General features: G+C 70.8%; 14 protein-coding genes and 3 tRNA genes. 13 read left to right on the top strand and 4 right to left on the bottom strand.

What is annotated here, in order from left to right; all coding sequences use genetic code 11:
* The first annotated feature begins 5 nt into the window (after positions 1 to 5).
* The 5 genes from OHB00_RS30305 (at position 6) to OHB00_RS30325 (ending at position 5,266) form a co-directional block, all read left to right on the top strand.
* On the top strand, positions 6 to 1,580 hold the full coding sequence (locus tag OHB00_RS30305) for a NuoM family protein (RefSeq protein WP_406439388.1): 1,575 nt from the start codon (positions 6 to 8) through the stop codon (positions 1,578 to 1,580).
* A complete protein-coding gene (locus OHB00_RS30310; RefSeq protein WP_406439390.1) occupies positions 1,577 to 3,100 on the top strand; it encodes an NADH-quinone oxidoreductase subunit N in 1,524 nt (507 codons plus the stop codon). Before OHB00_RS30305 ends, OHB00_RS30310 begins: the two co-directional genes overlap by 4 nt.
* A gap of 226 nt (positions 3,101 to 3,326) precedes the next feature.
* The gene (gene htpX, locus OHB00_RS30315; RefSeq protein WP_406439392.1) at positions 3,327 to 4,190 is read left to right on the top strand and encodes a zinc metalloprotease HtpX; all 864 of its coding nucleotides are present in this window, start codon (positions 3,327 to 3,329) and stop codon (positions 4,188 to 4,190) included.
* On the top strand, positions 4,187 to 4,579 hold the full coding sequence (locus OHB00_RS30320) for a YccF domain-containing protein (RefSeq protein WP_406439394.1): 393 nt from the start codon (positions 4,187 to 4,189) through the stop codon (positions 4,577 to 4,579). Before htpX ends, OHB00_RS30320 begins: the two co-directional genes overlap by 4 nt.
* A gap of 120 nt (positions 4,580 to 4,699) precedes the next feature.
* The gene (locus OHB00_RS30325) at positions 4,700 to 5,266 is read left to right on the top strand and encodes an SMI1/KNR4 family protein (RefSeq protein ID WP_406439396.1); all 567 of its coding nucleotides are present in this window, start codon (positions 4,700 to 4,702) and stop codon (positions 5,264 to 5,266) included.
* 64 nt (positions 5,267 to 5,330) lie between these two features.
* Here the strand turns inward: OHB00_RS30325 and OHB00_RS30330 are convergent, their stop codons facing one another.
* Entirely contained in the window at positions 5,331 to 6,584 is a 1,254-nt protein-coding gene (locus OHB00_RS30330; RefSeq protein WP_406439397.1) for an APC family permease, read from the bottom strand.
* A gap of 202 nt (positions 6,585 to 6,786) precedes the next feature.
* Here OHB00_RS30330 and OHB00_RS30335 point away from each other — a divergent pair, with 202 nt between their 5' ends.
* Positions 6,787 to 7,053 carry a GlsB/YeaQ/YmgE family stress response membrane protein gene (locus tag OHB00_RS30335; protein WP_406446054.1) on the top strand — a complete coding sequence of 89 codons (267 nt, stop codon included), beginning with the start codon at positions 6,787 to 6,789 and terminating at the stop codon, positions 7,051 to 7,053.
* Positions 7,054 to 7,151: 98 nt separating this feature from the next.
* On the opposite strand, the gene OHB00_RS30340 is transcribed toward OHB00_RS30335, so the two are convergent.
* Positions 7,152 to 7,640, bottom strand: a complete 489-nt coding sequence (locus OHB00_RS30340; protein ID WP_234534004.1) for a YajQ family cyclic di-GMP-binding protein — start codon at positions 7,638 to 7,640, stop codon at positions 7,152 to 7,154.
* A 224-nt stretch (positions 7,641 to 7,864) separates the two neighbouring features.
* Here OHB00_RS30340 and OHB00_RS30345 point away from each other — a divergent pair.
* Positions 7,865 to 7,946: transfer RNA gene (locus tag OHB00_RS30345), tRNA-Tyr, on the top strand.
* A 194-nt stretch (positions 7,947 to 8,140) separates the two neighbouring features.
* Positions 8,141 to 8,353: a hypothetical protein gene (locus OHB00_RS30350; RefSeq protein ID WP_406439399.1), complete on the top strand. Its 213-nt coding sequence runs from the start codon at positions 8,141 to 8,143 to the stop codon at positions 8,351 to 8,353.
* A 4-nt stretch (positions 8,354 to 8,357) separates the two neighbouring features.
* Here the strand turns inward: OHB00_RS30350 and OHB00_RS30355 are convergent, their stop codons facing one another.
* Entirely contained in the window at positions 8,358 to 9,014 is a 657-nt protein-coding gene (locus OHB00_RS30355) for an SDR family oxidoreductase (protein WP_406439402.1), read from the bottom strand.
* 189 nt (positions 9,015 to 9,203) lie between these two features.
* Positions 9,204 to 10,472 (bottom strand): amidohydrolase family protein, encoded by a 1,269-nt coding sequence (locus OHB00_RS30360; RefSeq protein ID WP_406439403.1) that lies wholly within the window; start codon positions 10,470 to 10,472, stop codon positions 9,204 to 9,206.
* A gap of 265 nt (positions 10,473 to 10,737) precedes the next feature.
* On the opposite strand from OHB00_RS30360, the gene OHB00_RS30365 reads away from it, so the two are divergent.
* The 5 genes from OHB00_RS30365 to OHB00_RS30385 all read left to right on the top strand — a co-directional run bounded on the left by OHB00_RS30365 (position 10,738) and on the right by OHB00_RS30385 (position 12,199).
* A tRNA-Thr gene (locus tag OHB00_RS30365) sits at positions 10,738 to 10,810 on the top strand.
* Between the two features lie 44 nt (positions 10,811 to 10,854).
* Positions 10,855 to 10,927 (top strand) — tRNA-Met (locus OHB00_RS30370).
* A gap of 89 nt (positions 10,928 to 11,016) precedes the next feature.
* Complete coding sequence (gene rpmG, locus OHB00_RS30375; protein WP_003948671.1) at positions 11,017 to 11,181, top strand: 50S ribosomal protein L33; 165 nt, start codon at positions 11,017 to 11,019, stop codon at positions 11,179 to 11,181.
* A 117-nt stretch (positions 11,182 to 11,298) separates the two neighbouring features.
* The gene (locus OHB00_RS30380) at positions 11,299 to 11,763 is read left to right on the top strand and encodes a MaoC family dehydratase N-terminal domain-containing protein (protein ID WP_406439405.1); all 465 of its coding nucleotides are present in this window, start codon (positions 11,299 to 11,301) and stop codon (positions 11,761 to 11,763) included.
* A 7-nt stretch (positions 11,764 to 11,770) separates the two neighbouring features.
* Positions 11,771 to 12,199 (top strand): MaoC family dehydratase, encoded by a 429-nt coding sequence (locus OHB00_RS30385; protein WP_406439406.1) that lies wholly within the window; start codon positions 11,771 to 11,773, stop codon positions 12,197 to 12,199.
* The last annotated feature ends 85 nt before the right edge of the window (positions 12,200 to 12,284 follow it).

Here is a 12,284-nt window from a genome sequence, read left to right on the forward strand (position 1 = left end):
CAGACGTGATCGATATCAGCGAGTCCGTGATGCAGTTCCTTCTGGCGTTGATCGTCGCCGGCCCGCTTCTCGGTGCCGTCGCCGCCCTGCTGCCCGCCCCGCCCGGGCTGAAGGGAAAGTCGCCCGAGCAGGCCGTGCTCCGGCACGGTGTGACCGTGACCGGCGTGCTCCTCATCGCCGCGATCGTCCTCGCGCTCGGCTTCGACCGCAGCCATCCGTCGAAGATGCAGGCCACGACCGACATCAGCTGGATCCCCGCACTCGACGTGCGCATCCACCTCGGCATCGACGGCATCTCCCTCCCCCTCGTGGTCCTGACCGCGCTGCTGACCTTCCTCTGCGCGCTCTACTCGTACTTCAACCCGCCCGCGGGCGGGTCCCCGAAGGCCTTCGTCGCGCTGCTGCTCGTCCTGGAGTCCGGCACCCTCGCGAGCTTCGCCGTCCTCGACCTGCTGCTGTTCTTCCTCGCGTTCGAAACGGTGCTCATCCCGATGTACTTCCTCATCGCCCGCTGGGGCGGCGAGGGGCGCACCCGGGCCGCCTCGAAGTTCATCCTCTTCACGCTGCTCGGATCCGTCGTCATGCTGCTCGGCCTGCTCCTGATCGGAATCAAGGCGGGCACGTTCGACATGGTGGCACTCGCCACTGACAACGGCCGGTCGCTGACCGCATCCGTGCAGGTCATCGCCGTTCTGACGATCGGGATCGGGCTCGCGGTCAAGACCCCGATGTGGCCCCTGCACAGCTGGCTTCCGGACGCCCACACCGCCGCGCCGACCGTCGGCTCGGTCCTGCTGGCCGGTGTCCTGCTCAAGATGGGCACGTACGGGTTCGTCCGGATCCTGCTGCCGGTCGCGCCGGACGGAGTCCGCACCTTCGCGCCGTACCTCGCCGCCTTCGCGGTCGTCGGGATCATCTACGGATCCCTGGCCTGCTTGAACCTGGCCAAACGGGGCGCGCAGGGCGACCTCAAACGCCTGATCGCCTACTCCTCCGTCGGCCACATGGGCTTCGTCCTGCTCGGCATCGCCACCATGACCCCGACCGGTGTGAACGGCGCCCTGTTCGCCAACATCGCCCACGGCCTCATCACCGGCCTGCTGTTCTTCCTGGTCGGCGGCCTGAAGGACCGCACCGGCACGACCGACCTGGACGCCCTGGCCGAGGAGACAGGAGCTGCGCTGTACGGCAAGGCACCGCGCCTGGGCGGCCTGCTCGCCTTCGCCGCCGTCGCCTCGCTCGGGTTGCCCGGACTCGCCGGATTCTGGGGCGAGATGCTGGCCCTGTTCGGCGCGTTCAAGCCCGCCACCGACCTCAGCCGCCCGGCCTTCCTGACCTTCATGGCGATCGCCGCCTTCGGCACCCTGCTGACGGCCGCGTACATGCTGGCCGTGGTCCGCCGCGTCTGCATGGGCGCCGCGTCACAGGAGATGCCGAAGCTCACCGACGTCCGCACCTACGAGTTCGCGGCCTGGACCCCGCTCGTCGCCCTCACCGTCGTCGCCGGACTGTGGCCGAGGGCCCTGCTCGGCCTGACCGACCCGGCCGTGCAGCAGCTCCTCGCAGGAGGCATCCGATGAGCGCCCTGGCCCAGCCACTGGCCGCGAACCTCGTCCAGTCCGTCGACTGGCTCGCCATCGCCCCGCCCACCCTCACCGCGGTCATCGGACTGGTCGTCCTGGTCGCCGACCTGTTCGTGCCCGAGGCCAGGAAACCGCTCCTCGGCTGGGTCTCGGTCGCCGGACTCACCGCGGCAGCCCTCCTGCTGCTCCCGCTCCTCGGCCACGACCGCAGCACCTTCTGCCTGACGGGCACCACGCGCGCGTGCAGCTACACGGCCGACCGGTTCACCCTGGTCGTGCAGTTCCTCGTCCTGGGCGGCGCCCTGCTCACGGCCCTGCTGTCCGTCACCACCCTCAAGGACGGCAACCGCCGCTACCCGCAGGGCGAGTTCTGGTTCCTGCTGCTCTCCTCGGCCGCCGGCGCAGCCCTGCTGCCCGCCTCCCGCGACCTCGCCACCCTGATCGTCGCCCTGGAAGTCGCCTCCCTGCCCGCCTTCGCCCTCGTAGGCATCCGGCACGGCGACAAAAGGTCCTCCGAAGCGGCCCTGAAGTTCTTCCTGTCCTCGGTGACCGCGACCGCCGTCAGCCTCATGGGCATCAGCTTCGTGTACGCCACCACCGGCAGCCTCTACCTCACCCAGGTCGCCGACCGGATCCAGCACGTCGACGGGCAACTGCACACACTCGCCCAGACGGGTGTCGTCCTCACCCTCGTGGGTTTCGCGTTCAAGACGGCCGCCGCCCCCTTCCACTTCTGGGTGCCCGACACCTACGTCGGCGCGCCGCTCCCGATCGCCGCCTACCTGTCTGTCGTCGGCAAGGCCGTCGGCTTCTCCGGCCTGATCCTGGTCACGGTTGTCGCCTTCCCGTCGTACGCCGACGTCTGGGGACCCGCACTCGCCGCCCTGGCCGCCCTCACCATGACCGTCGGCAACGTGGCGGCCCTGCGTCAGCAGGCCACGCGCGCGTACAGCGCGGTACGGCTGCTCGCCTGGTCGTCGGTGGGCCAGGCCGGCTACCTGCTGGTGCCGATCGCCGCCGCCGGATATACCCGGGACGCCCAGAAGGCCGTGGGCTCCACCGTCGCCTACGCCCTCATGTACGCGGCCGTGAACCTCGGCGCGTTCGCGGTGGCCGCCGCCGTCGCCCGTACCGAGCGGCTCAACCGGATCTCCGACTACCGCGGCCTGTACGCAAGGAACCCGCTCACCGCGCTGCTCCTGGCGTTCTTCCTGCTGTGCCTCGCCGGACTCCCGCCCGGCGTCATCGGCCTGTTCGCGAAGGTCACCGTCTTCTCCGCGGCCGTCGACGCGGGTCTCGGCTGGCTCGCCGTCGTCATGGCCGTCAACGTCGTGATCGCCCTCTACTACTACCTCCAGTGGACCGCCCTGCTGTTCCGCGCCCCCGAGGGCGAGCCCGCACGGCACCGGCTCCCGGCCCCCCTCACGGCCGCGCTCGCCCTCACCGGCACTCTCGGGGTCGTCCTCTCCGGGGCGCCGCAACTGGTGCTCCGCTTCGCCGCCACCGGCCTGTTCTGACGCCCTCCACGCGCGCGTACGGGCCATCACGCGCGCCCGGTGCGGCTCTCACCCGGACGGCTCACGCGGCACACACCGGACACAAGGGAACTAGAGGCCGTCGCCTGGCGTTGACCAGTGCGGGAGGGGCCACTGGACGTGACACCACGACACCGGTGGCATCGCAGATCGGAAGGCAGCACCGCAGGCAAAGGGTTCCCCTGCCGCACGACTTGGAGGGCGTACCGTGCACCGCCGGCACAACGGGCTCAGGACCGCAGTTCTCCTCGGAGGACTGTCGGCACTCATCATCGTCATCGGCAGTTTCTTCGGCCGAACGGGTCTGATCGTCGCGGTCCTCGTCGCCCTCGGCACGAACGCGTACGCGTACTGGAACAGCGACAAACTGGCGCTACGCGCGATGCGCGCGCGCCCGGTGAGCGAGTTCGAGGCCCCGGCCCTGTACCGGATGGTCCGTGACCTCTCCACCCAGGCCCGCCAGCCCATGCCCCGCCTGTACATCTCACCGACAGAGGCACCGAACGCCTTCGCCACGGGCCGCAATCCGCGCAATGCGGCCGTGTGCTGCACCGAGGGCATCCTGCGGATCCTGGACGAGCGCGAACTGCGCGGCGTCATCGGCCACGAGCTCAGCCACGTCTACAACCGCGACATCCTCGTCTCGTCGGTCGCCGGCGCCCTCGCCTCGGTGATCATGTTCCTCGTCAACTTCGCCTGGCTGATCCCGGTCGGCCGCTCGGACGACGACGACGGCCCCGGCTTCCTCGGCCTGCTGCTGATCATGATCCTGGGCCCGCTCGCCGCCAGCCTCATCCAGCTCGCCATCAGCCGCTCCCGGGAGTACGAGGCGGACGCCTCCGGGGCCCAGCTCACCGGTGACCCGCTCGCCCTCGCCGGCGCCCTGCGCAAGCTGGACGCCGGCACCAAGCAGCTCCCGCTGCCTCCCGAGCCCCGGATCGAGACCGCGAGCCACATGATGATCGCGAACCCCTTCCGTCCTGGCCAGGGACTGTCCAAAATGTTCTCGACGCACCCGCCCATGGCGGAACGGATCGCCCGGCTAGAGAAAATGGCAGGTCGCCCGCAGTGAAGACCATCCTGAACATCATTTGGCTCGTCCTGAGCGGCTTCTGGCTGTTCCTCGGCTACCTGCTGGCCGGCGTGATCCTCTGCGTCACGATCATCGGCATTCCGTTCGGCATAGCTGCTTTCCGTATCGGCGTGTACGCCCTGTGGCCCTTCGGGTACACGACGGTGGACCGGCGCGACGCGGGCGCTCCCTCCTGCGTGGGCAATGTCCTGTGGCTGGTTCTGGCGGGCTGGTGGCTGGCCCTCGCCCATATCGTCACCGGTATCGCGATGTGCCTGACGATCATCGGCATCCCGTTCGGTATCGCCAATTTCAAGCTGATCCCGGTCTCCCTGCTCCCGCTCGGACGCGAGATCGTCCCCACGGACCAGCCGTTCGCGACCCGCTGACCGCACGTCATCCCGCGATTCGACGCCTCCGGCCCACGAGTCGTCCACAGGCCGGAGCGTCGGCGGGAGGTTGTCCACAGGGCCGCCGCGCCTGTCAGTGGCTGCCTGCATCATGAAGCCATGACCGAGATCGAGCAGTTGCTGACACGGGTGACCGCACAGGCCCGCAACACCCGCCCATGGGGCTGGCCTTCGCTTCCCGCACCCGTCGACGCCGCCACGCTCGACCACGCCGCAAGGGCCCTCGGCTTCCCCCTGCCCCCACTCCTCGCCGCGCTCTACGGGAGGGTGGGCGACGGCGGTTTCGGCCCGTCCTACGGCCTGCTGCCCCTGCTGGACGCGGCGCCCTCGGGGGAACCGGCCGCCGTCTCCCAGTACCTCACGAACCGCGAGTACGGCCGGAAGAACCCGGACTGGCCCTGGCCCGAGGGCGTCCTGCCGATATCCCACTGGGGCTGCGGGATGTACGCGTGCGTGGACTGCCGAACCCCGCAGGCCACGGTCCTGCTCTACGAGCCGAACGCCCACGACGTCGAGGGCGCCTGGTTCGTCGACGCGCCCAGCCTCACCGACTGGCTGCGCGTCTGGCTGGAGGGCACGGGCTGGTACGAGGAGACCGACGAGGGCACGGATCTGGCGCCCTGGGACGGCTTCCGGAGCCGCACTGCCCCGGAGCAGACCTGCTGAGAGCCGGGGCCTCCCGAGCGCAGCAGCCACCGTCCCATGCCGAGGGGAACGGTGGCGGTCGAGGTCACCGTGCCCTTCGGGCCGCTGCCCAACGCCGTACGGCGTACGCCGCCGCACCGGCCGCCAGTACGGCCGCCCCTGCGGCCACCGACGTCACCGGCAGCGCGAACGCGAGGATCACGCACCCCAGCAGTCCCACCACCGGAACCAGCCGCGCTCGCGGCGCCGGATCCAGCGTCCACGCCGACGCGTTGGCCACCGCGTAGTACGCCAGCACACCGAAGGAGGAGAAACCGATGGCGCCCCGGACGTCCGCCGTCGCCGCCGCCACGGCGACGACCGCGCCGACGGCCAGTTCCGCCCGGTGCGGGACCTGGAAGCGCGGGTGCACGGCGGCCAGCGCAGGAGGCAGGTGACCGTCGCGGGCCATGGCCAGCGTCGTCCGCGACACACCCAGGATCAGGGCCAGCAGCGAGCCGAGCGCGGCCACCGCGGCCCCCACCCGCACCACGGGCACCAGCCCCGGCGCCCCCGCCGCCCGCACCGCGTCGGCCAGCGGCGCGGCCGCCCGCCCGAGCCCGTCCGCACCCAGCACCGAGAGCGCGGCCACCGCCACGCACGCGTACACCACCAGAGTGATCCCCAGGGAGAGTGGGATCGCACGCGGGATGGTGCGCGCCGGGTCCCGCACCTCCTCGCCGAGCGTGGCGATCCGCGCGTACCCGGCGAACGCGAAGAACAGCAGGCCGGCCGCCTGAAGCACCCCGCCCACTCCCGACGACAGCCCGATCTCCAGCCGCCCCGCGTCCGCCGCCCCGGACGTCAGGCACACGACGACCACGGAAGCGAGGACCGCCAGCACCACGGCCACGATCACGCGCGTCAGCCAGGCCGACTTCTGGATGCCGCCGTAGTTCACGGCGGTCAGCGCCACCACGGCCGCGACCGCCACCGCATGCGCCTGCTCCGGCCAGACGTACGCGCCCACGGTGAGCGCCATAGCGGCGCAGGACGCCGTCTTGCCGACGACGAAGGCCCAGCCCGCGAGATATCCCCAGAAGGCGCCGAGCCGCTCCCGCCCGTACACATAGGTGCCGCCCGACTGCGGATACCGGGCCGCCAGACGCGCCGAGGACATGGCGTTGCAGTAGGCGACCAGGGCGGCGACGGCCAGTCCGGGAAGCAGCCCCGACCCGGCCGCGCGGGCCGCGGGGCCCAGAGCGGAGAACACGCCGGCCCCGACCATCGAGCCGAGGCCGACGATCACGGCGTCGCGCACGCCCAGCGTGCGGCGCAGACCGGGAGGGGAGGAAGTCACGGGCCGCACCCTACTGATCACCGCAACCGTGCGGTATCGCCCAGGCGTCCTCGTCATCGACAAGGCACGAACACACGCGCGGCGGACACGAATGGACGGCCCGGACAGCCTGTCCGGCACCACCTGTCCCGCACAGCCGGCCCGGACCGAAATCACAGGGCCAGAACAGTGCGAACACAGCGCGGAAGGGCAGATTCAGGTCATGGGCATCATCAGCTGGATCATCCTGGGACTGTTGGCCGGCGCCATCGCCAAATTCCTGCTGCCGGGACGCGACCCGGGCGGCTTCATCGGCACGACCCTCATCGGCGTCGTGGGCGCGTTCCTCGGCGGCTGGATATCGGCGCGCTGGCTGGACCACCCGATCACCAAGAACTTCTACGACGGCGCGACCTGGGCGGCGGCGATCGGCGGCTCGCTGGTCCTGCTGATCGCCTACCGCATCCTGTTCGGCAACTCGCGCGACTGAGAACCCCTGGCGGGGGCCGGGACCCCTGGCGGGGGCCGGCGCACGAGAAGGGCGGGCACCGCGCGGTGCCCGCCCTTCTCGTGCTTCGACGACGCTGCCTAGCGGTAGTTCACGAACTGGAGCGCGAAGTCGAAGTCCTGGCCCTTCAGGAGCGCGATCACGGCCTGGAGGTCGTCGCGGCTCTTGGAGCTGACGCGCAGTTCGTCGCCCTGGACCTGGGCCTTCACGCCCTTGGGGCCCTCGTCGCGGATGATCTTCGCGACCTTCTTCGCGTTCTCCTGGGAGATGCCCTCCTCGATCGACGCGAAGATCTTGTACTCCTTGCCGGAGAGCTGCGGCTCTCCCGCGTCCAGCGCCTTCAGCGAGATACCACGCTTGATCAGCTTCGACTGGAAGACGTCGAGGATCGCCTTGACCCGTTCCTCGGAGTTCGCCTGCATCAGGATCTTCTCGCCGGACCAGGCGATCGAGGCGCCCACACCCTTGAAGTCGTAGCGCTGCGAGACCTCCTTGGCGGCCTGGTTGAGGGCGTTGTCGACCTCCTGCCGCTCGACCTTCGAGACGATGTCGAAACTGGAGTCGGCCATGTCCTGTGGCTCCTTGTATCAGGGGGCGTAACGGGATGCGTTCCGGCGCGCGGCGGCGGCCGCGCCCGGTGGGGGAACCGGGCCGCATCCGCACCAGCCTAGCCATCCCGCGTCCCGCGGGCGGCGATCAATCGGGTGGCGGAGCACCCCTGTGGATCGGGTATTGTTTACGTCGTTGCCAGGGAGCACCGCCGACAAGCGGTTCGATCTGGTGGCAAACCCCCGGCGGTGTGCCCGAGCGGCCAAAGGGAGCAGACTGTAAATCTGCCGGCTCAGCCTTCCCAGGTTCGAATCCTGGCGCCGCCACACGGGAACGAAGAGCCCGTGACCTGCTTTCGAGCAGGTCACGGGCTCTTCGCCATAGGCCTGTGCGTACGCCTTCAGGTGCGCTGCATCGCGTGGACGCGGTGGCGTGATGAAGATCATGTGGGTGCTTCGTCGGTGGTGCGGCGGGGGCGGTGGCCCGTCGTGTGTGCCGCGCCCCGGGGCACACTGAACGCATGTCCTCCCGACGTAGAACCTGCCCGGTGTGCCGCCGTGAAATCGCCGTCGTGGCGGGCCGCTTCGCGCGGCACGACCCGCCCGGAGCGCGCGAGACCGGGGAACTGGTCTCCTGTTCCGGCTCGCGGCAGCAGGCCCAGATCGGGGCCGTACAGCCCTCGTTGGACGGTTACGTCGTGCCCGAGTTCCCCGGTCAGCTGCCGCTGTTCTGAGAACTCAGTTCCCGGCCACCGACTTCACGGCCACACCGACCGGCGTCGAGCCGCCGATCAGCTCCAGGGTGAGGCCGGCCGTCGCCGAGGTGTCCACCAACTCCGCCAGCACGGCGGCCACGTCGCCGCGGCTGACCTCACCCCGGCCCGTGTGCGCCTCCAGACGCACCAGGCCGGTGGCGGGTGCGTCCGTCAACGCACCGGGGCGCAGGATCGTCCAGTCCAGCGCACTCTGCCCGGTCACGTACGCGTCGGCCGCGCCCTTGGCCCGCAGATACACGTCGAAGACCCCGCCACCCTGGTGCGCCGGGTCCGCTCCCATCGAGGAGACGACCACGAAACGGCGTACGCCCGCGCGCACGGCCGCGTCCGCGAACAACACCGCCGCACCCTTGTCCACCGTCTCCTTGCGCGCCGTGCCACTGCCCGGTCCCGCGCCCGCCGCGAACACCGCAGCGTCCGCCCCCCGCAGATGCGCCGCGACCTCCTCGACAGAGGCCGACTCCAGGTCAAGCAGCACCGGTTCGGCACCGGCCGCCCGCAGGTCGTCGCCCTGCTCGGCCTTCCGGATGATCCCTGCGACCTCGTCCCCGCGCGCGGAGAGCAGCCGCTCCAGCCGCAACGCGATCTGACCATGACCACCAGCGATGACAATGCGCATGTCTCAGACCGTACGCCCGAAGCCCCGCATCCGCCGCACGACTTCATGCGCCCCACACGCACGTGGTGTTCCACCGGGCGGGCCGGTCCGGTTCGGGCTTTCCGGGGGCGGACGCCGCACTCCTGCCGCGCGCTCCCGCGCCCCCGCCTGCCCGCCGGCGCCCGCGCCTCCGCCACGCGCCCGTACCGCTCAGGACACCTCCCCTCGTCCCTGCCGCGGCAGCCCCAGTTCGGCCGACACCGCCGAGTTGCAGTACTCGCGGACCGCGCTCGTGCGTGCCACCACGCGCCCCCGGTGCACCACGATCCGGCTGTAGGCGAGGGAGAGCGCGCCGGCCAGGTGGTCGCCGCGTACGGCGAGGAGCTCGGCGGGGAAACCGGCCTCGACGCGGACCTCGGCGAGGCCGAGGGCGGCGCGGGAGGCGGCGCTCACGGTGTCGTAGGCGTCCTCGGGGCGCAGGCCGTGGCGGGAGGCCAGGAGGTAGGCCGCCTCCAGGGGGTCACCGCGGCCGACGGGGTTCGACAGGTCGCGCAGGGCGCCGCTGCCTGCGGCGACCCGCACCCCGGCCGCGCGCAGCAGCCGTACCGGAGCCGTGCCGCGGCGGTCGACGGAGCCGCAGCCGCCCTGGGGCAGGCACACCACCGTGACGCCGGCGGCGGCGAGCCGGTCCGCGATCCGCGCGGCAACCTCGGCGGGCAGGCGCGCGAGCCCGGCGCACGGGCCGAGGGTCACGCCGGGGCGCATGCCGCCCGCCATCGCCGCGAGCCTGGCCAGCCGGGCCGGGTCGGTGGCGTCCGTGTGCAGGTCGACCGGGCAGCCGTGTTCGGAGGCCACCTCCAGGACCGCCTCCGCGTAGCCCGCGGGATCGGGGTCCAGGTCCGGGCAGCCGCCCACCACGGACGCGCCCATCTTCGCGGCGTCCCGCAGTATGGCGAGCCCGTCGGCGCCGGCGATCCCGGTCAGGACCCGCGGCATCGCGACCGCCGTGAGCTCCGCGAGCCCGCGCAGTGAGCGGCGCGCCTGCAGGACGGCGGCGAGGGCGCCGAGGCCTTGGACGTCGCCAACGCGCACGTGTGCGCGTACCGCGGTCGCGCCGTGCCCGAGCTGCAGCAGGGCCGCTTCGGTGGCGCGGCGCTGGACGTCCTCGGGTTCGTACGAGACGGGGCCGCCGTGTTCGGCCGAGAGGGCGGTGTCGCCGTGGGCGTGCGGTTCGGCAGGGGCCGGGAGGAGGAGGTAGCCGGTCAGGTCCACGCGCGTGCCGCCCGCGCGGGCCGGGCCCGGCGCCAGGCTGCCGGCCGTACCCACCGCCTCGATGCGCCCGCAGCCCAGCCGTACGTCCACGGTCCGGCCGTCGGTGAGCCGGGCGCCGGACAGCAGGAGCGCGGCCGGGTCGGAGGAGCCCGAAGAACCCTGCGGGTTGGACGACGACGAGGGCGGCTGCGGCTGGCTGTCGGGCATCGCGCTCCATGAGGGTCGGTCCAGGCATGGGACTCAAGATCACGCAGAGTGAGTCGAGCCTAGGGCGGCGAGCCGCGTGGGGCGGGGAGGAGCGCAATAGTCGTACCGGAGCCGTCGGACCTGCGGGGAACGGTTCGGCACGCGCGCGTGGAGAGTGCCGGAAGGGGCCCGGGAGGCTGTCGTGAGCCGCGTGGAAGGGGCCGGGAGGGCGGCGGGAAACGGATTTGGGTGAACGGCGGCCGAGCGTGTAATGTCTTCATCGCTCGCCCCAATAGCTCAGTCGGCAGAGCGTCTCCATGGTAAGGAGAAGGTCTACGGTTCGATTCCGTATTGGGGCTCTGGTGTGAGAGGTCCCGCCGCGAGGCGGGGCTGATCTCATCAAAGCGGTGTAGCTCAGTCGGTAGAGCAAGCGGCTCATAATCGCTGTGTCACCGGTTCAAGTCCGGTCACCGCTACTGACAGTAGCCGATTGCGGGGTCGGTCCTTCGATCGGCTACTCTTTTATGCGTTAAACCATCCCATCCGTTCGTCAAGGAGCACTCACGTGGCTGCCACCGACGTCCGCCCGAAGATCACGCTGGCCTGCGTGGAGTGCAAGGAGCGGAACTACATCACCAAGAAGAACCGGCGTAACAACCCGGACCGTCTTGAGATGAAGAAGCACTGCCCGCGTTGCAACGCGCACACCGCGCACCGCGAGACGCGATAACAAACAGGCTCGTCCGTGAGGCCGTCCCCACCCGGGGGCGGCCTCACGGCGTTTCGGGGGACGGCTTTCCCGCTAGTTTGTGGGGCATCACAGCAGACATCAGGAGGTGCCGGGCCAATGGCGCTCGACCAGTCCTTCGTGGGACGGACCTACCCACCCACCGAGCCCTACGAGGTGGGCCGGGAGAAGATCCGTGAGTTCGCCGAGGCGGTGGGCGACACCAACGCCGTGTACACGGACCCGGAGGCCGCCAAGGCGCTCGGCTATTCCGATGTGATCGCGCCGCCGACCTTTGTCTTCTCGATCACTTTCCGCGCCGCCGGACACGTCGTCGAGGACCCGCAGCTCGGCCTGGACTACAGCCGGGTGGTGCACGGCGACCAGAAGTTCGCCTACCGGCGACCGGTGCGCGCCGGCGACCGGCTGACCGTGACCTCGACCATCGAGGCCATCAAGTCCCTCGCCGGCAACGACGTCATCGACATCCGCGGCGATGTGCACGACGAGGCGGGTGAGCTCGTGGTGAGCGCCCTGACCAAGCTGGTGGCCCGCGCGGCGGACACCGAAGAAGGCGAGGCGTGAGGATCCGATGACGTCGAAGATCGCGTACGAGGACGTCGAGGTCGGCACCGAACTGCCGACGCGGACCTTCCCCGTGACCCGCGCCACGCTGGTGCGGTACGCGGGCGCCTCCGGGGACTTCAACCCGATCCACTGGAACGAGAAGTTCGCCAAGGAGGTCGGCCTGCCGGACGTCATCGCGCACGGCATGTTCACCATGGCCGAGGCGATCCGTGTGGTCACCGACTGGACCGGCGACCCCGGTGCGGTCGTCGACTACGGTGTTCGCTTCACCAAGCCCGTCGTCGTCCCGAACGACGACCAGGGCGCCCTGATCGAGGTCAGCGGCAAGGTCGCGGCCAAACTCGACGACAACACCGTGCGCGTCGACCTGACGGCGATGAGCGCCGGGCAGAAGGTGCTGGGCATGTCGCGGGCGGTCGTACGGCTGGGCTGAGCCCGACGAGCCGGTAAGGGGCGTCCTCTATTGCAGGGCGCCCCTTACGCGTATGTGCCCGCCCGTGGTGCAGCGTTCCGGACTC

The organism is Streptomyces sp. NBC_00631 (genome assembly GCF_045206895.1).
In the GTDB taxonomy this organism is placed as follows: Bacteria; Actinomycetota; Actinomycetes; order Streptomycetales; family Streptomycetaceae; genus Streptomyces.